The 22,919-nt window shown below is 51.0% G+C and carries 23 protein-coding genes; 18 read left to right on the forward strand and 5 right to left on the reverse strand.

Annotated features, from left to right (window positions below):
• Positions 1-28: 28 nt before the first annotated feature.
• From AADB16_RS02925 to AADB16_RS02980, 12 genes are all read left to right on the forward strand, one after another.
• Positions 29-1,909, forward strand: a complete 1,881-nt coding sequence (locus AADB16_RS02925) for a phospholipase effector Tle1 domain-containing protein (protein ID WP_410801265.1) — start codon at positions 29-31, stop codon at positions 1,907-1,909.
• Between the two features lie 16 nt (positions 1,910-1,925).
• The gene (locus tag AADB16_RS02930) at positions 1,926-2,543 is read left to right on the forward strand and encodes a DUF2931 family protein (protein ID WP_410801267.1); all 618 of its coding nucleotides are present in this window, start codon (positions 1,926-1,928) and stop codon (positions 2,541-2,543) included.
• 137 nt (positions 2,544-2,680) lie between these two features.
• Positions 2,681-2,974 carry a hypothetical protein gene (locus tag AADB16_RS02935; RefSeq protein ID WP_410801269.1) on the forward strand — a complete coding sequence of 98 codons (294 nt, stop codon included), beginning with the start codon at positions 2,681-2,683 and terminating at the stop codon, positions 2,972-2,974.
• Positions 2,975-2,996: 22 nt separating this feature from the next.
• Entirely contained in the window at positions 2,997-3,515 is a 519-nt protein-coding gene (locus AADB16_RS02940; RefSeq protein WP_410801271.1) for a hypothetical protein, read from the forward strand.
• A gap of 108 nt (positions 3,516-3,623) precedes the next feature.
• Positions 3,624-4,025, forward strand: a complete 402-nt coding sequence (locus AADB16_RS02945) for a hypothetical protein (protein ID WP_410801273.1) — start codon at positions 3,624-3,626, stop codon at positions 4,023-4,025.
• Between the two features lie 100 nt (positions 4,026-4,125).
• Positions 4,126-4,914, forward strand: a complete 789-nt coding sequence (locus tag AADB16_RS02950; protein WP_410801275.1) for a DUF2071 domain-containing protein — start codon at positions 4,126-4,128, stop codon at positions 4,912-4,914.
• A gap of 80 nt (positions 4,915-4,994) precedes the next feature.
• Positions 4,995-5,243, forward strand: a complete 249-nt coding sequence (locus AADB16_RS02955; RefSeq protein ID WP_410801277.1) for a hypothetical protein — start codon at positions 4,995-4,997, stop codon at positions 5,241-5,243.
• Positions 5,244-5,266: 23 nt separating this feature from the next.
• Positions 5,267-6,580, forward strand: a complete 1,314-nt coding sequence (locus AADB16_RS02960; protein ID WP_410801279.1) for a DKNYY domain-containing protein — start codon at positions 5,267-5,269, stop codon at positions 6,578-6,580.
• Positions 6,581-6,684: 104 nt separating this feature from the next.
• Positions 6,685-7,350 (forward strand): glutathione S-transferase, encoded by a 666-nt coding sequence (locus AADB16_RS02965; RefSeq protein WP_410801281.1) that lies wholly within the window; start codon positions 6,685-6,687, stop codon positions 7,348-7,350.
• Between the two features lie 7 nt (positions 7,351-7,357).
• A complete protein-coding gene (locus AADB16_RS02970) occupies positions 7,358-8,299 on the forward strand; it encodes a M14 family metallocarboxypeptidase (protein WP_410801283.1) in 942 nt (313 codons plus the stop codon).
• Between the two features lie 6 nt (positions 8,300-8,305).
• The gene (chrA, locus tag AADB16_RS02975; protein WP_410801285.1) at positions 8,306-9,490 is read left to right on the forward strand and encodes a chromate efflux transporter; all 1,185 of its coding nucleotides are present in this window, start codon (positions 8,306-8,308) and stop codon (positions 9,488-9,490) included.
• A gap of 64 nt (positions 9,491-9,554) precedes the next feature.
• The gene (locus tag AADB16_RS02980) at positions 9,555-10,961 is read left to right on the forward strand and encodes a diguanylate cyclase (protein WP_410801287.1); all 1,407 of its coding nucleotides are present in this window, start codon (positions 9,555-9,557) and stop codon (positions 10,959-10,961) included.
• On the opposite strand, the gene AADB16_RS02985 is transcribed toward AADB16_RS02980, so the two are convergent.
• Complete coding sequence (locus tag AADB16_RS02985; RefSeq protein ID WP_309045557.1) at positions 10,962-11,489, reverse strand: shikimate kinase; 528 nt, start codon at positions 11,487-11,489, stop codon at positions 10,962-10,964.
• A gap of 74 nt (positions 11,490-11,563) precedes the next feature.
• Complete coding sequence (locus AADB16_RS02990) at positions 11,564-11,728, reverse strand: hypothetical protein (RefSeq protein ID WP_309045558.1); 165 nt, start codon at positions 11,726-11,728, stop codon at positions 11,564-11,566.
• A 165-nt stretch (positions 11,729-11,893) separates the two neighbouring features.
• Here AADB16_RS02990 and AADB16_RS02995 point away from each other — a divergent pair, with 165 nt between their 5' ends.
• A complete protein-coding gene (locus AADB16_RS02995) occupies positions 11,894-12,805 on the forward strand; it encodes a lysophospholipid acyltransferase family protein (RefSeq protein WP_410801288.1) in 912 nt (303 codons plus the stop codon).
• Here the strand turns inward: AADB16_RS02995 and AADB16_RS03000 are convergent.
• Positions 12,802-14,316, reverse strand: a complete 1,515-nt coding sequence (locus AADB16_RS03000) for a ShlB/FhaC/HecB family hemolysin secretion/activation protein (protein WP_410801289.1) — start codon at positions 14,314-14,316, stop codon at positions 12,802-12,804. The two genes, AADB16_RS02995 and AADB16_RS03000, sit on opposite strands and share 4 nt — an antisense overlap.
• Positions 14,317-14,456: 140 nt before the next feature.
• Between AADB16_RS03000 and AADB16_RS03005 the strand changes: the two genes are divergently transcribed.
• Both AADB16_RS03005 and AADB16_RS03010 read left to right on the forward strand, forming a co-directional pair.
• Positions 14,457-15,344, forward strand: coding sequence for a hypothetical protein (locus tag AADB16_RS03005; protein ID WP_410801291.1), 888 nt, complete (start codon positions 14,457-14,459; stop codon positions 15,342-15,344).
• Positions 15,345-15,349: 5 nt separating this feature from the next.
• Positions 15,350-18,142 carry an EAL domain-containing protein gene (locus AADB16_RS03010; protein ID WP_410801293.1) on the forward strand — a complete coding sequence of 931 codons (2,793 nt, stop codon included), beginning with the start codon at positions 15,350-15,352 and terminating at the stop codon, positions 18,140-18,142.
• A gap of 26 nt (positions 18,143-18,168) precedes the next feature.
• Here AADB16_RS03010 and AADB16_RS03015 read toward each other — a convergent pair whose 3' ends face one another.
• Together AADB16_RS03015 and AADB16_RS03020 are read right to left on the reverse strand one after the other, a co-directional pair.
• Positions 18,169-18,624: an MgtC/SapB family protein gene (locus tag AADB16_RS03015; protein WP_298451791.1), complete on the reverse strand. Its 456-nt coding sequence runs from the start codon at positions 18,622-18,624 to the stop codon at positions 18,169-18,171.
• 14 nt (positions 18,625-18,638) lie between these two features.
• Positions 18,639-19,805, reverse strand: coding sequence for an AI-2E family transporter (locus AADB16_RS03020; protein ID WP_410801295.1), 1,167 nt, complete (start codon positions 19,803-19,805; stop codon positions 18,639-18,641).
• A gap of 208 nt (positions 19,806-20,013) precedes the next feature.
• Between AADB16_RS03020 and AADB16_RS03025 the strand changes: the two genes are divergently transcribed.
• The 3 genes from AADB16_RS03025 to AADB16_RS03035 all read left to right on the forward strand — a co-directional run bounded on the left by AADB16_RS03025 (position 20,014) and on the right by AADB16_RS03035 (position 22,876).
• Positions 20,014-21,024 carry a DctP family TRAP transporter solute-binding subunit gene (locus AADB16_RS03025; protein ID WP_410801297.1) on the forward strand — a complete coding sequence of 337 codons (1,011 nt, stop codon included), beginning with the start codon at positions 20,014-20,016 and terminating at the stop codon, positions 21,022-21,024.
• Between the two features lie 63 nt (positions 21,025-21,087).
• Positions 21,088-21,582 (forward strand): TRAP transporter small permease, encoded by a 495-nt coding sequence (locus AADB16_RS03030; protein ID WP_410801299.1) that lies wholly within the window; start codon positions 21,088-21,090, stop codon positions 21,580-21,582.
• Positions 21,572-22,876, forward strand: coding sequence for a TRAP transporter large permease (locus AADB16_RS03035; RefSeq protein ID WP_410801300.1), 1,305 nt, complete (start codon positions 21,572-21,574; stop codon positions 22,874-22,876). Before AADB16_RS03030 ends, AADB16_RS03035 begins: the two co-directional genes overlap by 11 nt.
• Positions 22,877-22,919: the final 43 nt, after the last annotated feature.

The raw sequence follows: 22,919 nt of genomic DNA on the forward strand, positions 1-22,919 counted from the left end.
CTACTTTATACTGAAAGGAACTCTTACCATGAGCAATCTGATTGCCGCCTGCGTTGGCGACATGCACGTTTGCCCGATCAAAGGGCACGGCTCTTCCCCCATCATGCCGAACGGCTCCAGCATCCTCGTTGAAGGCAAACCGATTGCCCGAGTGGGTGATGTCACCGGTTGCGGCGCTGTCATTACCCAGGGCTATCCATTGGCGTTGGCCGATGGTATGCCTGTGGCGTACCTTGGCAGCCCTACCAGTCATGGTGGTTCCATTGTCAGTGGTAATCAGCGAGTAATACTTGGCGTTGCCACCACCACCGCACCGGTTGTGGACTTCGCCATGGCTGGCGCACTGGATGACAAAGGCCAGCTTACTCCTGCCGCTAAAGAATTGCTGGACACAGATCCACAAGAGTTTGTACGCAAAGCTGCTCAGAAAGGCGCATTGATCGACGAAGGTGTTTCTGACGAATCGCCAGAGGATTCGCCCGAAGAAGAGAACCTCCCCAAGGTCCGGGTAGAGGCTGGCATCTTTTTCGATGGCACTGGCAATAATCGCGATAATACCCAAAGCTATCAGCGGCAGATGGATGAATGCCTCACAGCTAATGCAGCCGGGGCCATCTCCGAAGACGAGTGCAGTGCCGAACTGTCGCAGGTGATGGAAGGCAGTTATCTCAATGCGGAAACCAATGTCTCCAAGCTGGAAACGCTTTATTTCAAGGACACCATAGAACAAGACGGTACCCCAACTCACCGGCTGTCTGTTTATGTTTCGGGAGTGGGTACCAAGTTCGGTGAGCCCGACGATGGTTTGAGTATGGGGTTAGGTCTTGGGGAACAGGGCATCCTCAGAAAAGTTGAGGAGGGGGCCGCAGACTTCGTATTACAACTTAGTCGCTCTGTTTACGAGCCACTAGATGAGCTGGTTCTGGATGTCTTTGGTTTTAGTCGGGGCGCGGCAACAGCACGGCATTTTGTCAGCCGAGAAGTATACGACACCACGGGCTCTTTATACGGTGAGTACAAAGGTGCGCTGGTCAGAGCGTTCGAGCGAGAGGATATCCCATGGCCTAAGAAAGTGACAGTTCGGTTCCTGGGGTTATTCGACACCGTTGCCGGCGTTGCCGATGTCGGCAATCTGGATTTTTCCGCTCACGACGGAAAAACGGGGCGCATCAACGTCAACGTAAAACCGGAGCATGTTCAGCGGGCCGTCCAGTTTGTTGCGCGGGATGAGCGCCGGCACAACTTTTCGTTAAACAGCCTGAGAAGTGAGTCAGGCACTTTGCCAGAAAATTTCAGTGAGTGGGTTCTGCCGGGCGTTCACTCGGATATTGGAGGGGGATATCCAGACAGCTTTCAGGAGCGAATTGAAGTTCGCCCTCCGGAAGTCATCACGGGTAAAGACCGTCGGAATCCAGAGGCCAGCTTTGAGTTTTCCCGTATGCTGCAACAACGATCCCTGATCAAGGCTGAGGGCTGGATCGGATCGCACAATCCATTGGCCAGCCTGGACATCGAACAAAAGCGCCTTCCCATGCTTCCCACCCAGCCGAGCCTGAGCGGAAATAAGGTCGCTTTGCACCTTTGGCTTGATCGGAAGGTTCGGGGCGAATACTCCAGAATTCCCCTGTACCTGATTCACAAGCTGGCTCTCGATGCCGGTGTGCCTTTCCAGTCCATTAACCCTGATGTAAAAGGCTTTTCAATACCACAAGAACTTGTAACCGTTGCCAGGAACATTGCTGCTCACGTCTGGCACGGTCAAGAGTTGCTGCTTTCACCCGAGTCAAAAGCTCTACTCAAACAACGATACATTCATCATTCCGATCATTATCTGGAAATGGGGCCGCTTTACCCGTTCAGGCCTGCGAAAAATGGCCGTCGGGCTGTTCACCCGAATAAAAGCGAGTGAATAAATGGAGACTTCTATGAGTATCAAGGGTTGGGTGGTCAGTCTCTGTATTCTGATACTAGTCGGGTGTTCCGAACCAACGGAATCAGAAGGACAAAAATATGGTCCCAATGGAACCCACCGAAGTATCGGCGTGGTGGCACCGAAACACTACGATGTCTGGGTAGATAAGTTTTTCGTTGAATCCTTGTCTGAGGACATTGGGTGGCGGGCACCTATTGGTATCGTGTCCTGTTGCTGGGACAAACCCTTTGGGGCAATGGCGGATTGGCAAACCATGCCAGAGGTTTTTTTAATTCGTTGGTTCTCGTTCGCGGAGCAGCAATCCTATGAGGCTTTGATCCGGCTGGAAAACCCGGATGAAATCGAGGAGAAAATGAAGGAGACTGCCTCTTTTGAAGCCTATGGCAAGATAGTAGAGCGTCCGCGAGACGTTTTGGTTCTTGGCTTGGCCCCAGGGGGAACGGTTGTAGTATGGATTATGAACCGGCATGAGAATGCTATCGAAGTTGGTCGCTTTAAAGCCAAACCATATGATAACCAAGAATCAGATTATACTCAGTGGGTAAATGAGTATCTCGAGAGGGAAGGCGACTACCTCAAAGAGAACGGTGTGAAGCTAGATGGCTGGTAAGGTTGTAGGCCCGAAACCGTAGGAGTAAGTCACCACATAACCACGCCATGCACCGGATGCCAAACCCTCCGCTTCGCTGCGATTTTGTCACCGGTGATGGCAGGCGTTAACTTTTAATCACACTAAATGGATTAACCATGATCAAACATCAATACAAACTATTGCTAGTAGCAATATTCTTATTTTCGTCGTCTTTAAGCTATGCTGATGTTTCCGATGAATCAATAAATAAATTGTTGGACTTGTCAGGCTTAGCAATGCAAGTCGATCAATTTCCAGGCTTGATCAATGCAGGCATGGAGCAAGCTAAACAACAAGGCACTCCAATCCCTGATGCTCAATATCGTTCAATGGTAAACAGTGCAGATGAATCGATTGTACCCTCAGAAATCATTGAGGGAATCAGGATCTCTTTAAAAAAAATCGATTAATGAAAAAGAGGCAAAGAAACTATTGGCTTGGTATGAGTCTGATTTAGGGAGAGAGATTACACGCGCTGAAGAAAGTGCATCTACCCCTGAAGCATACCAAAAGATGATGCAATCGGCACAATCTCTATTGGAAAATTCAGAGCGAGTCGAATTTGCCAACAGACTTGATGTATTAATGGGTGCAACTGAGATGACAATGGGTATACAAGAACATACTGGTATTGCAGTTTACTCAGCAATCATGACTGCAATGCAGCCAGACGCACCATTAAATATAGAACCATTTAAAGCTCAAATGGACGCTGCAAGCGAGCAAACACGTGCAGCAATAAAGCAAATGGTTACTATTTCTTTTTTATATTCATATAGAAATATTGAAACGAACAATTTGAAAAAATATGGAAAATTTCTAAATGATGCTACGACACTGAAATTTAATAAAACCATCATGGATAGCATGAATAGTGGGCTTGAATCTTCAGTATCAAAATGGGCTGATTTATTAGCCAAAATATTTAAAAATAAGAAGCAACAAAGTTAACAAGTTGCTGCACACGGATTCCGCAAACTGTCCCGATTTTTGCAGAGTAAAAGTACGGGCCAATTTTCTCCACCGGTGAGCAAGGCGTTATGTTCTAGCGAGGACTGCATGAGCATCAAGAAATCATTATATTATGGTAAAACTCGCCGCAAAGTAGACGAGCTTTGGTTCGAGATGTCAGTCATTAATAAATTATGTTCTGATCACTACACAATTGAAGCTGAGATAACGGGCTTTCCAGAAATTCATAATCGCAGCATGACGCGCTGCGTAGAGATTGAAGAAAGAGAGAAGAACGAAACTAACCCAGCATACCCAAGCATTAAAAAAACCATTGAGGCATGGTCTGATTTTGATGTGTTAGTCAATGCAATGGCTTACTTTAGGCAGCACCTCCGTGCATATATTGAGGCACACCCAAAGATAAAGTTGTATGAAAAAATTGAAGGCGATCTGGAAGCCCTCGAAATAGACGATATTTTCTGGACTCATGACTGTGTTCCAGATTAAAAACATAACAAGGCCATGAAGGTTGTTCTGGACTTCCCCCACTTCAGTAGACACGCATCGGGGGAAGTGCAAGTCCAAAGTCCAAATTCAAGGAAGCATCGTGCAAGAATCGCGAAAGCTGATAGATTATCTGATAGAGAGACCGAAGCCGAGAGGCATAGACGTGCTCTGTGGCCTGAAGCATTTCGCGATCATAACTTATGCTGTTCCAGCGGAGAGGTTCAAAGGGATATTCCCTGACCGATTTCAACTAGATGTAGTAGAAGTGGACGGTCAAGATATGGGGTTAATATCAGTAGTCCCCTTTATTGATGTCGATTTCACTTCAGCTGTGTTCCCGTTCCCAAAATTTACTATGGGGCAGACAAACTATCGTATTTATATTATTGATACTGCGACTAGTGAACGTTGCGTATGGTTCCTTGGCACAACGCTTGATTCGTGGGCTTTAGCGGTCCCCAGATATCTATGGAATTTGCCGTGGCATGCCGGAAGCGTACATTTCGATTGTTGCTTTAATGACTCAACCGGGTTGTATGAAAAGTACCGCATGGAAACATCATCCAGTTGGGCCGAAGCTTCAGTTGAACTGGTTCAATCAGAATCCGACGAGTTTCAATTTCCTGGTTTTCCTGATGTTGAGTCGGCATTGGTTTATCTCACACACCCGCTTGCCGGTTTCTATTATCGAAGAGACAACAAGCTAGGTACATATCGGGTGTGGCACAAAGAGCTTAAAGCTAAGCCAGCTAAACTAAAGTCGGCTAACTTCAAGCTTTTGTCTGATCTGGGCATCGTTGAAGCAGAAGAGCAAAGCGCTCCTTATAGCGTTTTAATAGAGCCAATAAATGAATTTACCATCTACCTGCCACCTACCGTTGTCGGGTAAGAATTTAACAAGCTCGCCGCTTTTGGTTCCCTTCGCTGGTGCTACGGTGCCGGCTACCTAAGCGCTATCCAGGAAAAAAATTGAGTCTATCTATATCCTATATTGTTGAAGACGCGGGGTGGGCCAAAATAGCTATTTCTGATGGTGATGGAGAGATAGCGCGCGACGTGTCTTGCTTGCATGACAGCCTTCGGGATCTGGCGGAGCTTGCAATAGATATGAGCTCTGGGGCTCGAGCTGCGAAAGCGACGTTCATGAATGAGCCTGGGGAGCTGCAGTTGGTGCTGGCCGCCCATGAAATCTTCGCATTGTCTGGCGTGCCAATATAATCTATAACATTTGGAATAATTGAATGAAAGTTCTAGTTTGGATTGGAATTGCATTTTTAGTTATATTTATAGTTTGTGCTGTTGTATTTGCTGCTTTTTCATTTTATGTGAGTAATCCAGGTACATATAACGCTATCGCTTATGACAGTAAAGTCAGTAATCAATATTACATGCGCGACAACAAAGTAATTTATGTTATGGATGGCAACTTCTTTCAAATTGGGGGTGCAGAAATTGAGGGAGCGGATCCTGACACTTTTGAGGTGGTTGATCAGTCCTACGCAAAGGACATAAATAATGTCTATTACGACGGAAAACCTGTTGCAGGGGCTAACCCAAGCTCAGTAGAGTTTGTTGAATCAGAATTTGAAAAAAACAGTGCTAATTCAGGCTACCTTATTAGTAATGGTAAAGTTTTCTGCTATGGAGAGGTCATTGATGAAGCCGATCCAGCGTCTTTCTCTTACCTTATTGGCTCATACGCCATGGATAAGAATTACATATATTATTACATCGACATAAAAATCCCACGTAAAGTGACCCCTGCGGTAATTTCTGATGCTAACGATAGATACATCAGGCATGGTGAACAAGTACTTTATAATGGTGAGGTTATTAGTGATGAAGCTGGCAGCTTCAAACCTATCAACGACGAATATGCGAAGGACGATTTTCGTGTTTATTCTCATGGGAAAGTAGTTGACGGCATGGTACCTGAAGGCTTCACGGTTATTTCTCCATATTACAGGAAAGATAAACATCAAGCTTATTACTTTAATTTACCTATTCCGGGAAGCGATCCGAAGACCTTTAAAGTACTCAATGATGCCGTTTCAAAAGATAGAAAACATATATATTACAACGGGAGTATCGTTGAAAATAAAAAGCCATCGGAGATAAGTCGCTCCGACGCAGATGAACTGCAAAAGCTATGGATGTGGAGATCACTCCATCTAGACGAGAAATTGGTAATTCTCGTTCCGAGTGATGATGTTGAAGACATTACTAACGACTACTATACCTATAACAACGACGTCTATTCGAGGACTGAAAAGCTGGCAGGCGTTAAGCCTGAAGATGTTGTTGTTCTGGATCAGAGTGAAAAAGCATTTACCCGCATAGGAAAACAAGTTTTTTACTACGGCACAGCTATTCCTGGTGCAGATCCAGAGACCTTCACTGTTGTTGCAGACCGCTTTTCAAAAGACGCCAACCATGTGTTTTGGGCTGAGCACAGAGTTCTAGACGCACATCCATCAACTTTTGAATATAAAACTAATTTATATGCAGTTGAAGATGATGAGGGTGGGTATAACTTAAAAATAGGTGAATATTAGTCTAGAGTTTGATGGTTTTTATCTGCGTTTATTTATGCCCTGGCTAATTTTTAATACTGTATTATTTTTCCATTAAAACTTGGAGGAACATTATCACTGTTTCATTGCACCGTTTGTACTCCTTTCGTCGTTGCCCTTACGCCATGCGCGCCCGGCTCGGAATCCTGTTTGCCGAAATGAAGGTGGAGCTGCGCGAGATAGTGCTGAAAAACAAGCCAGCGCAGATGTTGGCGATCAGCCCTAAAGGTACGGTTCCTGTTCTGGAGTTGGCAGCAGATAACAGCTCTACCCGGCCGGTTATCGAGGAGAGTCGGGAAATACTCGAATGGGCTCTGCAACAGAGTGATCCCCAAGGTTTGCTAGGCACCGAATTGGTCAGCGCTAACGCCCTGATCGACCGTAACGATAATGAATTCAAGCATTGGTTAGACCGCTATAAATACGCCGATCGCCACCCGGAATTGAGCCAGCTGGAATACCAGCAGCAGGGCGAGGTGTTTTTGCAGGCGTTAGAGAAGCTGCTCACCGAGAACACCTATCTGTTTGGGGATAGCATCAGCGTCGCAGATGTGGGCATCATGCCCTTTGTACGCCAGTTCGCCCATGTAGACCGGGACGTTTTTTACAGTCTGCCTTATCCGAATCTTCAGCGATGGCTGAAGAGCTGGCTGGAACACCCGGTATTCCTGCAGGCCATGGTCAAGTTTCAGCCCTGGCAGGAAGGCGATGAATTAGTGATATTTCCAAGCGACACCCCCAAAGGAGGATAAGCGTAAGATGAATACAGCCCCAGAATCCTATCCCATCGGAACCCCCGGCACGCCTTGGGGCGATGAGGAACGCGCCGAGTGGTTGTCCCGGCAGAGCCATCAACGCAGCTATGAAGCTGAGGTGTTGAGTGTAATCGAAGGCCTGGGCTCCCGCTTCGATTTGGAGGAGTATGGCCGCCTGAACTATGGCTCTGAGACATATCCCCTGATGGCGATCCGAAGCCGCGACTGGCGTGACAATTTGCCGGTTGTCCTGATTACCGGCGGGGTACATGGCTATGAAACCAGCGGTGTGCATGGCGCGCTGCAGTTTGTGGATCAGCACGGGGAAGATTACGCGGGCCGCATCAACTTGCTGGTCGCCCCTTGTGTTAGCCCTTGGGCATATGAGCGTATCCACCGCTGGAACGCAGATGCCATCGACCCGAACCGCTCCTTCCACCAAAACAGCGCAGCGGGGGAGTCGGCGGCACTTATGCAGCTGATAGAGCCGATCCGCGACCGTGTGGTACTGCACATGGATCTGCACGAGACGACCGATTCTGATGAAAGCGAGTTTCGCCCTGCGTTAGCAGCCCGGGATGGCAAGCCGTTCGAGCCGGGTGAGATTCCCGATGGCTTCTATCTGGTTGATGACAGCGAGAATCCGCAGCCAGAATTCCAGCAGGCGTTGATCGCGGCGGTGGAGCAGGTTACTCATATTGCTCCGGCTGATGCCAAAGGCGAGATATTCGGTTCGCCAGTGGTTGCCCGAGGCGTTATTCAGTACCCGCTTTCGCAGCTGGGTTTGTGCGCCAGTATCACCAGTGCACCCTACAAAACCACCACCGAAGTTTATCCCGACAGTGCCAGTGTGACGCCTGAGCAATGCAATGCCGCGCAGGTAGCAGCTGTGTGTGCGGGGATTGATTACGCGCTGGCTTCCAGTGATCACAAGTCGAAAGGCTAGGAACTGATGCGAGTTTCTGAAGTTTTCCTGGTGTTCTTGAAGCTCGGCCTGACGTCTTTCGGTGGGCCAGTCGCACACTTGGGTTACTTCAGAACGGAGATAGTTGAGCGTCGCCGCTGGCTGAGTGATGAGCAATTCGGGCAATTGCTTGCCATTAGCCAGTTCCTGCCGGGCCCGGCCAGCAGCCAGCTAGGGTTTGCGCTTGGTTTGCTTCGTGCCGGCTCGTTGGGCGCGCTTGCGGCCTTTGTTGCGTTTACCTTGCCGTCGGCGCTTCTGCTTGTGGCTTTTGCAGCTGCGTTGCCTTTGCTCTCCGGTGCTGTCGGAGGGGCCGCAATTCACGGTTTAAAGCTTGTAGCCTGTGCGGTGGTTGCCGATGCCGTTTTAGGCATGTCCAAGAAGTTGTGCCCCGATATGCCCAGAAGGGCTATTGCCGTGTTGTCAGCGGCAGCGTTACTGGTTGCCTCTTCGGCATTTTCCCAGCTTGCCGTGGTCATGATCGCTGGTGTTGTTGGTGTGTTTTTTCTCCGTGGAGTATCCGCACCAAAGAGTGAGAGTGGGTTTTTGATTTCCTACGGCCCTCGCACCGGCGGGGTTCTGCTGTTGATTTTTGCCGGGCTGCTGTTTGGCTTACCATTTATTGCAACGGGCGATCCGGATTTTGCTTCAGTTGCAGAGGCGTTCTATCGGGCGGGTGCACTGGTGTTCGGCGGTGGGCATGTTGTACTGCCTCTGCTTCAGGATTCGGTTGTATCAACGGCCTGGGTTGCACCCGAGCAATTTCTGGCTGGCTACGGTGCCGCCCAGGCGGTTCCCGGGCCCATGTTCTCCTTCTCGGCCTACCTGGGTGCTGTTATTTCACCTGAGGAGAACACCTACCTTATGGCCGCTACGGCGTTGGTCTTCATGTTTCTTCCCGGGTTTCTTTTGATGGCTGGAGTTCTGCCTTTCTGGAGTGCTGTCTCAAGCAATCCGACCGCAGGCCGAGCCATTGCCGGAGTCAACGCAGCGGTTGTTGGCCTCTTGGCAGCAGCCCTTTATAACCCTATCTTTACTAGTGGAATAACCAGCCTGGCAGACTTGGCCATTGCGGTGGTCGCATTCGCCCTGCTTGTTGTGTGGCGAGTATCCCCGCTCATGGTGGTGCTTTGGTGCGTGATCGCAAGTGTCTCGCAGTTATGGCTTTTTACTTGAGGCGTTCACTCTATCCCGTGGCATAGCAGGTTATTATGGAATTGGATTTGAATGGGATGAAGCTATGAAAGAACCTAAGCCCGGCGATACAGAATCAGCCTTATCTGCTTTTAGCAGTATCAGCGCAATTTCACCTTTGCTGCTCACCGAAATATTTCATAGTTTTGAGGATGCTGTTGTCGTTACCGACACTGGCCGACGCATGGTTTATGTGAACGCTGCGACAGAACAACTGTTTGGCTATACAAGAGACGAGCTGTACGGCCAGGAAACGAAAATACTTTACGCCGATGACAGTGATTTTTTGGAGCAGGGCCAAAAGCGCTTTAACGTAGCGAGCAGGTTAGCGGCGGAGAACTACAGGGTTGTGTATCGCCGGTCGGATGGGGAGGCTTTTCTTGGTGTGACTACGGGTGCAACCATGCGCTCCGCTGAAGGTGAAGTCGTTGGGTTTATGGGCATTGTTCGCCCGGCTCGGTCGGCGGAGCAATCGTTGGATGCCCTCCAGAAGATTCACAACATTACGTCTGATGTGGCGATGTCTCACGATCAGAAAATAGAATCGCTGTTGCGTGCGGGTCTTGACCATTTTGGTTTGGACATCGCCATACTGTCACGCATTTCAGGAAACGATTATACGGTTGAAGCCTGCGTTGATCTGAAAGGCGAGCTGGAGCCATCAACCAGGTTTGATGTATCAGGCACTTATTGTGTTCACACATTGAGTGAGAATAAGACGGTGGGTTTTCATTTTGCGGGCAAAAGTGACATTCAGAATCATCCCTGCTACCAAAATTTCAAACTGGAATCCTATATAGGAACCCCCATAAGACTGAGAGGGGAGCTGTACGGTACCATCAATTTTTCAAGTCCCTTCCCGGTTGAGCCCTTTTGCAAGGATGACTATATCCTTATGGAGCTGCTCTCCGACACCGTTAGCTATCTACTGTATACGAAGATGACTGAGGAAAAATTGGAGGCTTTGGCCAGAGTGGATGAGCTAACTGGCTTGCCAAACCGCCGTGCAACATTGGAACGCTTGAGCGACTCGGTAGATCAATCAAACCGGTTCGCTACAAACTTGGTGGTTCTTGCAGTGGATGTTGATCATTTCAAAAACATCAATGACAAGTGGGGGCACGCAGCAGGCGATCGAGCATTGGCCGGCTTTGCTCGAGTGGCTTCAGGCATAGGTCGTAAAACAGATTTCTGCGGCCGGGTTGGAGGAGAGGAGTTTGTCTTTGTACTTCCTGGGTCGAATCTGGAGGCGGGCGAGGCGCTTGGAAACGGGCTGCGGGAACGTTTAGCGGCCGAGCCGATTGATATTGGCAACGGAGAGTTTATTACCCTGACTGTGAGCGGGGGGCTCGCCATGCTCGAGAAGGATGAAGCTGTTGAAAGTATATTGGCCCGCGCTGACGAGGCTATGTATAAAGCCAAGCGGCAAGGTAGGGATCGTGTATGTTGGTGATCAGCTGAGCCCGGGTTGAAGCTTGGCACTGACCTTGAGTAATTCTTCCAAAACCTGATTCTGACTTTTATGTTCACCTTGGATAACCACATCGGCATAGCGGGTATATAACTCATACCGCTCTGCAAACAAGTCTTCCAATGATTGGTCCGGGCGCTTTGAAATGCCCCGCAGGCTGAAGTCGCCGATGCGCTGGCGCACCGCTGCGAGTGAGATGTCCAGGAATACGACAATGCTGTTTTTCTTGAGGTGCCGCATTGCTCGGTCGCTGTATACGGCGCTGCCGCCGGTCGCAATAACTTGGCCACTCACATCCAGATTGCACAACACGTGCTCTTCTATACTGCGCAAAGCCTTGTAGCCTTCGCCATCAACAATGGCCTGCAACGTTTTGCCAGAATGGGATTGAATCAGCAGATCTGTATCCACAAACCCCAAGGCCGCCATCTTGGCCAGGAGAACGCCGAGGGTACTTTTGCCCGAGCCGGGCATTCCTATCAAAACAACATTATTCAATGGCAAAAGCACAGTAAACCTTATCAGCTCATAGGTTGGCGGCTTGAGGGTAAACACACATTCGGGTTGACCCCAAGCCTGCTGGATTAGTTCCCTAGAACATTGGTATCACTTTTCTTGGATTTTTTGGCCGCCTTCTTCTCTTTTGCCGTTAAAAGCGGTTTCTTTTTCGTATCCTTTTTCTTATCTTGCCCTTTACTCATCATACCTACCTCAATAATCAATGCACCGCCATCAGTGCAAGCTGCCATGCAGCATCAATCAGTATGGCCCCAATGCTGGGCAGCGGAAAGTAATTGTTGTTCTTTGCGGTTTGATAATGGATTCATCTACTAATTCACAGTCTCATCTACACTGTGAGTTGAAATTGTGTCAGGCTCACGGGCCAATTTTTCAGGCAAGGACGTATAGCCCGAATGACTAAGAAGAAAAACCCGAACCTTTGGCATCCACGCTTTTGGCTCTCGTGGGCGATTGTATTCCTGCTTTATTTGCTGTCTTTGTTACCAATGGTCTCCAAACAGCGCTTTGGTGCGCGCCTGGGCCGATTTTTGAGCCGAAAACTCAAATCACGTGCTCGGGTCGCTGACCGGAACCTCGAAGTCTGCTTCCCTGACTTGGATGAGGCTGCCCGCAAACAGTTGGTGGAGGATAACTTCATTGCTTGCACCCGTGGTTTTCTGGAAAGCACTCATGCCTGGTGGCGTGATATGTCTCCCTATTATGAAATGACCGACGTGCAGGGGTTGGAGCATCTCAGGGAAGCCCAAGAGAAGGGCAAGGGTGTCTTGCTGATCGGAGGCCATTACAGCATTTTTGATTTCGCCTTGCCTCTGCTGGCCCAGCACTTGAAGAAGCCCGGATATGTCTATCGTCCTAATAATAATCCGGTTATTGATCGCATGATTGAAAATGGCCGCCGCCGTCACTTCGGTATTCGGCCATTTACCAAGCGCGAGCTGCGGCCAATGGTGGGTTTTCTGAAAAAGGGGGGCGAAGTCTGGTTTGCCTGCGATCAAGACTTCGGCCACAAAACCGAGCTGTATGTGCCATTTTTTGGAGTGGAAACCGGGTGTATTACCTCTCCGAGTTACATTGCCAAGGTGTCGGGTGCTTCGGTTATTTGCGTCAGCCATCTGCGGATGCCTGATGGGCGTTATCGCGTGGTGTACTCGCCAATACAGGAAGGGTTTGGGGTCGATAGCCAAAAGGACACGGAGGTGTGGAATCGATACATTGAAGACACCGTTCGCGAACTGCCTGATCAGTATCTGTGGCTGCACAAGCGCTTTAAATCACGCCCGGAGGGCGCGGACAAGATTTACTAGAAGTAAACCGTCAGGCGACCGGTTAATCTGGGGTCTTTGCTCAGGTACTCAGACTCCGCAGTCAGTGGCTTGCCTAATTCTATATAGGCTGAAACCTCACGGGTAAGCATTCTAAGCCCGATGCCAGACGCCGCGCCGGAGCTGTTTTCACTGGTTTCATTTTCGTGCGCGGTGGCGATGCCATAGTAAATATAGGGCACCCAGCGCGCGCCCTGTATCCAGCGGTCACTGTTAAACCCTCGCCTTAGCTCAAGCTTTGAGCCGATGCCCGAGTCGCCACTGAACTCTCCCGGTTCGTAGGCTCGGGCGAATTGACTTCCACCGACTGAAAAGCGCTGTGAATAAGGAAGATTATCGTCAGAGTACTGGCCAGCAACATCCAGTTTTAGCGAAAAGTCAGCGGGTAATCCGTACCAGAACGTGTAGCGCGCATCGATAATCTGGAAGTCGAGATCAAGGGCATCGTTGGCCCCGGTTCCGCTGCGCTCGGCGCCCAGAGCATCAACGCCAACCCGACCTGCAAGTCCAAACCTGGACGTGCTGTTTACACCCTTAACATACGCAAGAGCGCGCGCATTGGCCATGCGAAGCCGCTCATCCACCTCGGTTTCAGAGCCCCTTTCCCGCGTGTAGTCACGAAGAATGAGGCTGCCATCAAGAGACAAAGTCAGGTCGTTCGACTCAATGAGTTCGTGCTGCCACATCAGCCTTGCCCAAATACGCCGGTACACCCTGCTCGGGCTGGCGTTATTATCCTGGGGTACGGCACGGGACGCGCTGATATCGGCATAAACAGTATCGCGCTCGGAGGAGGGGAGAGATAAGCCCGCGCCCATATTGCGATAGCCCCCCGATTCGATTGTATGAAGACCAGATAGGTAAACCTCGTTAAGGCCAGCTCCGGGGCCGATAACACTCACCTTGCCGGCAACCATATGCTGCCCCAGGCTTTGGCTGCCCTCGGCACTGTAAGTAAGCTCTCCCCGGACTTGGGGAGCAATGGTGAGGGTAACCCTATGACGCCCAGGAGCTGTTTCGACAATGTGTGTATTCAGGCCCACACCGATGCCCTGCTCAAGGGCACGGGCGAATCTGTCGATATCCTTTCGTGAAACCGATGGCCGCTCTAACAACGGAGTTAAACGTTCGCGAACAGCAGATTGCTGACCAGAAGAGCCTCCGGCGACTTGAACGTTGTCCACCTGAGGCTCTTTAACGAGCACTAAGAGGATGTTTTCGCTATCGGGGTGGTCCGTAATGCTAACGGCTGGTGCGAGATAGCCCTGGCTGATGTAGTAGTCGCGAGTTCGTGTGGTCAGGCGAGTTTTCAGGTCGGTGTCTGGAGTTTTGCCGAGGCTTTCCATATACAGAGGGAGCAATTGCGCAGGACCAAACACAGACACACCGTCGAAAACGACCGCGCCTGTAGTTCGCTCCTGCGCCGATGAGCTTACGGCAGGCAGACAGAGCGCCAGTAGGAAGATGATACAACTCGTTACACTTGCATGCACAGCGTTTGCCGTTCGTCCGTCTAATATGTATAGAGGTTAGCGTTTAAAGATATAAAATGTTGTAAAACATTGTTTAAAAGTTTAAGCCAGAACAGCCTTGTCCGTTACAGTGCAATTATCGATCAAGCGGGAGTGAAAAAATGCGCGCCTATAGCAGTGGTGCCCAGCACGGCGTTCTTCGAATTTTCTTGGCCTGTTGCGCTTTGTTGTTTGCAACGGCGTCTGTATCTGCAGAGCAGGTACGCGTTGAGGAGGTCTCGGGACAGGTGCAGTTTCGTGCTAATGAAAGCGAAGCCTGGAAAGACGCTTCCCCTGGAATGTCTGTGGTTGCCCCTGTGGAGTTTCAGACGTTGGCTGGTGGCTCCGGTTTACTGAGCCAATCCGGTTCCGAGTTCGAACTCAAAGCGGGTTCTCACATTTCTTTGCAATCCGATGGTGTGTCGTCGGGCGGATTGGTTTCCCGGATCAAGCAGTGGTTCGGTACGGTTTTCTATCATATCGAGCGCCAGCCTGATCAGTTCAGTGTGGAAACGCCGTTTATGGTTTCAACGGTGAAAGGTACCCGCTTCGTTATCGTGTCTACCAAGACCTCTTCCACTGTGACGTTGACAGAGGGATCTTTGGAGGTACTAGACATCGCCAGCGGCGAAACCATGATGCTTGCGCCTGGTGATGTGGCCGGAATTAGCGCCGAGCAGGCTGGCGTTCAGCCCCTCAATCAAACAACGTCGAAGTCGGCTACCCCTGCCGGTTCCGGGGCAGGTAGTTTTCAGCAAGCTATGGAGGGTGAGCCATCCAGCTTTGAGAGCCAGCTGGAAGAAATCGCCGAAGTGGCCTCTGAGCAGGCGGCCGTGGTAGCAGGCAGTGATCAAGGTAGCGATGATCACGGCAACGGCAACGGCAACGGCAACGGCAACGGTCATGGTCATGGTCATGGCCACGGGAATGGTCATGGAAACGGTCACGGAAATGGCCACGGGAATGGGCATGATCACGACGACGACGATGACGACGACGACGATGATTGATGAGCATGCCTGCTGAGACAGGTTTCTTATCCAATTTACGCCCGGCCAGCAAGGTTGTTCTCTCTGCCTTGCTGGCCGCTGTCGTTTTCGCTTTGCTTTCGTGGCCAGGTTTGCTGGAGCGCGCGGAGGCGGGGCTTCGCGATCGCATTGTTGGCTTAATGGTAGAAGAGCAAGCCAGCAACCTGCTGATTCTTGAGATTGATTCTTCAAGCATTGAAGCCATCGGGCAGTGGCCTTGGCCTCGTAACGTGTATGCCGATGCCATCAACGCACTCAATGATGCGGGCATTCGCTCGTTGATGATTGATGTGGACTTCAGCGCCTCATCAAGTCTGGGCGGGGACGCAGAGATAGAAAGCGCTATCCGGTCGATTTCCGCCACAACTCCCACATACCTTCCGGTTTTTGTTCAGCGTCGCAGTCAGGTGGATTCAGAGCTTATGATACGGCGCCCTCTTCAGGGCCTAGCTGATAGCGCTGAGCTGGTTTCTGTAAACATGTATCCGGCGGCTGATGGCTTGGTGCGGTTTCTTTCTGTGGGCTTTGCCTGGCAGGACATGTTTTATCAGGGTGCATGGAATGCCCTGGCGGAACAGCCCGATGCAGGCACCTGGATTGATTACACCATTTCGCCAAAGTCCTTTCGCTACGTTAGTTTCATTGATCTTCTTGAGGGGCGGGTGCCAAAACACGCATTGCTTGACCGGGATGTGATCATTGGATCAACAGCCGTGGAACTGGGCGATAATCTGGCCACGCCAATCTACAAGATGCTTCCTGGTGCCGTTATTCAAGCACTGGGCGCTCAAACCCTTAGAAATGGTGGCCTGCATGCGGCCACTCCTTTGGTTGGATTTATCATTCTTGTGCTTTTCTGGCTCGGTGCGACAGTGGTATTCAGTCGTTGCACATGGCAGCGGGGCCTACAGGTCCTTGGATTGCTTATCATTGTTTGGCTTGGTGCTTTTGCGTTTATATACGCAGAAGCCAACTTACTTCTTGACGTGTTCAAGCCTTTGCTCCTGAGCGCCATCGTTTATGTGGCGATTAGTCTCGCTCGGCTCGACAGCGCCACTCTGGAGCGGCTCTGGCTGCAAATCAGCCTTAGGGATAACGAAGCATTACTCGATCGCATTGTTGCTACGACCAATGATTATATTCTATGCGTGGACCGCAATGGCTTGATTACCAAGTCTAATCAGGCAATTCGTACGCTTTGCGATATCTCGGAAAGCGATATGCAGAATTCCTCTCTGATTGATTTTCTTCCTGATGCTCGGCACGGGCTGTTGACGCTGCCCGATGCACCGTTTGATACCTATCTGGTTACCCGCTCGGGCAAACACATTCCTGCACAGGCGACGGTTAGCCGGGTGGCGACATCCAGCGATGCCATTTTTACCGTTGTGCTTCGAGACATGAGTGAGCGCGTCGCCCGGGAGCGTGACCTTGAATATCGCGCTGCGTACGACAGCCTCACCGGCCTGCTTAATCGGTCGTCATTTTTTGAGAGAGTTAATGAAACTCTGGATCGAAACCAGCCTGGTTGCCTGATCTGTATTGATATTGATTACTTTCGGGAAGTAAACGATACCTACGGCCACGTGGCGGGTGACCAGCTGCTCAAAGCGGTGGCACAGCATATTGAAACCTTTGTTGGGAAACTTGGGCATTGTGCGCGGATTGGTGGTGATGGTTTTGCACTGTGGTTGCCGGGTCTGCGTTTTTCGGCGGGTGGTAATCAGTTCTGTGAGCAGCTCCTGGAGCATGTTGAGCAACCACTTCTGCTCGCCATTACTGGTGACGTCCCGCTGCAGGTATCTGCAACTGCCGGCGCCGCGGAGATTGGAAGCGGTGACGGCATAGGCTATCAAGCGGCTGATGATGATTCTGCTAACCCGGCTGAAGCTTTGCTGCTTCAGGCGACGGATGCCATGCGTATCGGGAAGCGGGAAGGGGTAGCTGTTCGATGCTATAGCAAAAGTGACAGCCAGGCAGCTTTGCACAGGCTTGAGCTGGTACCGGCTATTCGCACCCATATTAAGAACGATGCTTTCTATCTGGTATATCAGCCCAAGCTGGATCTCAATACCCTGGCCCCTTTTGGCTGTGAGGCCCTCCTGCGCTGGCCGCAGAATGCCGGTGAGGTTGTTCCTGTGACCAAGCTAATTGAAGTCGCTGAAACCTCCCGGCAAATTGCACCATTAACGCGTTGGGTGGTAGAGGCCCTTCTTGTCCAGGAAGCTGAGTGGGAGAAAAAGGAGTGGCCGCGCAATTTGGCGCTGAATTTATCTGCGCGCCTTTTCCAGGATCGCAACTTCATTGCCGGTCTCAAGGATTTGCTGAGCTCAAGCAGCGGCTATTTCAATATTGAATGTGAGATAACGGAGACCGCTTTGCTGGGCGATAGAGATCGAGCCCAGGCAATGATCAACGATTTGGTGGATAGTGGCGTAACGATCGCTATCGATGATTTCGGTACTGGCTACTCCTCGTTTGCGTATCTCCAGAGCCTGCGGGCTTCTGTTCTCAAGATTGACCGCACGTTCGTGTCTAATCTGCAGGAGTCTCTCGGCAATCAAGCTATTGTGCGCTCAACAATTAACCTGGCTCATGAGTTGGGCATGCAGGTGGTGGCCGAAGGTGTTGAAACTATCGGAGATGAGCAGTTTCTCCGGGCTCATGGCTGTGATCTCGTGCAAGGCTACCTATATGCCAAACCGCTTACGTTGCCGGACTATGAGCGTTGGTTGGCTGCACATAGAAGCCAAGCCCTCAGTGATCAACGTTTTATCTGACACGCTCCAGTTTTCAGTTTGTCGTCTCAGTCGTCATTGATTACTTCATGCTGAAAGCGGCCGAGCACAGACAGAATAACTAATGCCATTAAGGTCACCATGCCTGCTAGCGCGAAGATTCCCAGGCCGCAAGCCACGCCAATAGCACCTGAAATCCAGATAGAAGCACCGGTGGTAATGCCCTGAATGCTGCCCCGGCTTTGGATAATGCTACCTGCCCCAAGAAATCCAATGCCGCCGACAACGCCTTCCACAATCCGGGTGGGGTCAATTCTCGCGGAAGGGTCCCCTTCTGCCGTCGCAAAAAGTATATGCATGCCCATGATGATAAAAGCAGAAGCCCCCAGCGACACAAGCATATGAGAGCGCAACCCCGCGGCCTTGCCTCTGAACTCTCGCTCCAATCCTAAAAGGAGGGCCAGCCCGGCGGCGGCAAGGAGCCGAATGAACATATCCAGTATTGGAATTTCTGTATCGAACATGGGGTGCCTCCCGTTTATTTTCCCAGTAGCTCACCGACTGGGCGCAGGTTCACAACGTGGTCACATAAAGACTTTATAATCATGAGTATAGGCGTCGCTATGATCAAGCCAACAGGCCCCCAGAGCCAGCCCCAGAACAGAAGGCCGATAAAGATCGCTACAGCATTGAGGCTGGAAATCTGGCTGGTCAACCAAGGTGTCAAAAGGTATCCCTGAACACTGGTGATCGCCAAGGATGTACCGGCGACGATAATGGCCATGTCCATTTCACCAAACTGAATAAACGCTGCAAAACCGGTACCAATAAAGACCAGGAAAGGCCCAAGGTAGGGTATAGCGCTAGCGATACCGGCAACTGCCCCCCACAGCATGGCCTGCTCCACGCCGAGTGCCAGAAATGCCACCCAAGTGACCAGGCCTACAAACAGCGCACCGAGCAGCATCACGAAAAGAAATCGCCGAACCTGGTGGTGGAAGTCGACCATGATCCGGGCGGCTTTTCGCATTCTCCCGAATGTTGGGCCTGAGAGTTTCACGATTTTGCGTTTGTATAGCGACCCTGCTGCGAGTATGAAGTACACCAACAGCAACACGGAGAAACACTGTGAGATCAGCACCAGTGCGGCGGGTGATCCCCTCAGCACGTATTGTTGAATGTCCAGGGGTTTATCCACGATGCGAACAGAAGTAATGCCCCTGAATCGCGGGTGCTCATCGTTTTGATCCTGTGCCGTAGATTCCTCGATCTTTCTTGCCGCCGTTTGAGCTTTTTCCATCAGCCCTTGTTCGTCGTTGGGGGAGCTTGCTTCTTTACGTTGAAATTTGCTGATAGCCACAGGAATCTTGTCCAGCATGGCCATGGCTTCACGTTGCAGCGGGATGCTGGAAGCAGCAATAGCGCTAAGCAATGCGATCATTACAAGGGCTGCACTCAGGGCTCTGGGGAGCCTGAGGCGGTCAAGCGCAGATACCGGCGGATCAAGCGCGTAGCTGATCAACACTGAGACCACGAGAGGCAAAAGCACCGCTTGCGCCCAGTTAATAAAATACACAGTGGCTATGCTGGCGAGAATAACGAGCGACGCGCTGCGAATACTGACCGCTTTGATCAGCGCTTTCTCGGGCTGTTGGCTTTCCTGTTCATTGTCGAGGCTGGGCTCAATCTGTCCGTTGCTTGCCATGGTATCCACAGTAATGGGTGTCTGGTCTGTATGTCATCAATTGTAGACTGCTCTGGCGACTTGCGAGCAAAAACAAGCAAGCCTGGCTTTTCCTCAGGTGCTTTTATTTTGCGTCGTGATAGCGCCCACTCCTATAATCCCCAATACTGCGATGTGCTGGGTACCTTGATTTTTGAATTCTCTCTTGCCAATAAAAAAGGAAAACAAAATGTTGAAGTCTTGCTCTTTGGTTGCAGTTGCAGCGGCGGCATTGCTGTTGGGCTCTGTGGCGAACGCTCAATACAAAGATGAATACACAGTTTCTACTGTTTTGCCGTCGGCGTTTCCCTGGGGACAGGCTGCAGATAAGTGGGTGGAACTGGTAAACGAGCGCTCGGAAGGGCGTATTAATATGAAGATTTACAGCAACTCCCAATTGGTATCTGGAGACCAGACCAAAGAGTTTTCAGCGATGCGTTCCGGGCTGATTGATATGGCTGTGGGTTCAACCATCAACTGGTCGCCTCAGGTGCCTGAACTGAACCTCTTCTCCCTTCCGTTCCTGATGCCGGATAACGCCGCCATTGATGCCATCACCCAGGGTGAGGCGGGCAAAGCGGTATTCAAGGCGATTGAAAAGCGCGGTGTAACGCCATTGGCCTGGGGGGAGAATGGTTTCCGGGAGCTGTCCAACTCCAAGCTTGCGATTAGTGAACCCTCCGATCTGGAAGGCCTGAAGATTCGGGTTGTAGGCTCACCGCTGTTCCAGGATACGTTCACAGCGCTGGGCGCCAACCCTACCCAAATGAGTTGGGCAGACGCCAAGCCAGCACTCACGACGGGGGCTGTAGATGGCCAGGAAAACCCACTTTCAGTGTTTGATGTGGCGCGCATCGATCAGGTCGGGCAGGAACACCTCACATTGTGGCACTACATGGCTGACCCGCTGGTATTTGCAGTTAGCAACCGCGTTTGGGCCCAGTTCAACGCAGAAGACCAGGCTCTGTTGAAGCAGGCTGCCGTGGACGCAGGAAAGTGGGAAATTGAAAAGTCCCGCGCTGAGCTGGCGGAAACACTGCAAGCTATCAAGGATCGTGGTGTGACGGTGACCGAGCTGACCCAGGAACAGCACGATGCGTTCGTGAACGCCACACGGTCTGTATACAAGAAGTGGACGCCACGTATTGGTGACGACTTGGTGAAACAGGCTCAAGCAGCTGTAGCCAACCGTAACCAGTAATTGCCCGTGGTATCAGCATTCGCTCCTGTGTGACGGATGCTGATACCAGAACCCGGAGTATTCATGCCCTCCCGACCCCCCAAGTTCCGCCCGGAAGCCTGGCTGGCATCCGTTGCCCTGATTACTATTTGCCTGATCAGCCTTGGCAACGTGGTTGTCCGTTACACCACGGATGCTTCCTTTGCATTCACCGAGGAGTTTTCGGTGTTTCTGTTGGTGTTGCTCACGTTTGGCGGAGCGGCCGTTGCTGCCCGGGACAATCAGCACATTCGTATTGAATTGGTTGAACACTATTTGCCGCCTGTTGCATTGAAGGGGCTTTTTGTTCTGCAGTGGCTTGCCGGTGTTGCCGTTATGGGTGTTACCACTTGGTACGGAAGTATTTTTGCGATGCAGGAATACGATTGGGAGTCCTTGTCGCCGGGTCTGGGCCTGCCAAACTGGATTTATGTTATCTGGTTGCCTGTGTTATCGGGTGCAATCGTTATTCGCATGACTCAAAACCTCATTGATCGTCTTCGCGGAAAAAAAGACCCGGAGGTGATTCATGAGTCCTGATATTTTGATGATCGGCAGCTTTTTGTTGGCGCTGCTTCTGGGTGTCCCAGTAGCTATCGCTCTGGGCTTGGGTGGATTGGTGGGCATAGTATCGGGGTTGTCTCCGGATATGCTGGCGACCTTCGGTACCAATACCTACAACAGCGTGGCCAAGTATCCGTTGATCGCGATCCCTTTGTTTATTCTTACCGGTCTTATTTTTGAGCGTGCGGGTGTGGCGGCCAGCCTGGTGCGTTTTGCCCAGGCGATTATAGGGCCGCGGCATGGCAGCCTTACGGTTGTGGCGGTGCTGGTGTGCCTGATTATGGGTGGCATGAGCGGTTCAGGGCCTGCAGATGCGGCGGCAGTGGCCATGGTTATGTTGCCCAGTATGCGCAAAGCAGGTTATCCACAGCCGTTTTCAGCAGCGCTTATTGCTGCCTCGTCATCTACAGCGATACTGATTCCGCCATCCATAGCCTTGATTCTGTATTCCATTGTAGTGCCAGGCGTGGATCTGCGTGCCTTGTTTGCAGCCGGGCTGTTCCCGGGCATTCTGGCGGGTTTGTCGCTACTGGTACCCGCACTCTACCTTGCCCGAAAATACGGTTGGGAGAACCCGGAGGAATCTGAGCGCCCGCCTTTTTGGCCCAGCTTCAAAGCGGCACTGCCGGCTCTTTTTGCCCCGGTTATCATTCTGGGCGGTTTGCGCTCAGGCTTGTTCACACCCACCGAAGCCGCTGTGGTGGCAGTAACCTATGGCGTGCTGGTAGGCACCCTTATTTACCGGAACCTGAGCTTACGTAGCTTGTTTGATTTAATGACCGATGCTGCGGTGACATCCGGTGTGGTTATGCTGATCATTGCGCTGGCGGGTATTTTTGCCTGGGCAGGGACAACCCTGGGTACCTTCCAGCATCTGGCCGATGCGCTTTTGTCGCTGTCTGAAAATGGCTGGGTATTGTTGGGGCTGGTTATGGTGCTGGTGCTAATTGCCGGTATGTTGCTGGATGCCATATCGATTTATCTGATTCTTATTCCCATCGTACTGCCTTTGATGAATCACTTTGGCTGGAACCCGGTCTGGTTTGGCATTCTGCTGGCCATGAACATTGCCATCGGCCAGTTTACGCCGCCAGTGGCGGTTAACCTGATGGTTACAACACGTATTGCTAATATTCGCCTGGAACATACCATTGGGTGGGCGTTGGTGTTTATCGCCGCCATGAGCGTTAGCCTTTTGCTGGTTATGCTCATGCCAGGCATAGCACTCTGGCTTCCTGAGCAGCTTGGCTATGTCGTGGGGCCTTGGTAATAGGCAGCAACACCAAGAAATCGATAGATATAGGTAAATGCTA

Origin of the sequence: Marinobacter sp. KMM 10035 (genome assembly GCF_046537445.1) — a bacterium.
Taxonomy (GTDB): domain Bacteria; phylum Pseudomonadota; class Gammaproteobacteria; order Pseudomonadales; family Oleiphilaceae; genus Marinobacter; species Marinobacter sediminicola.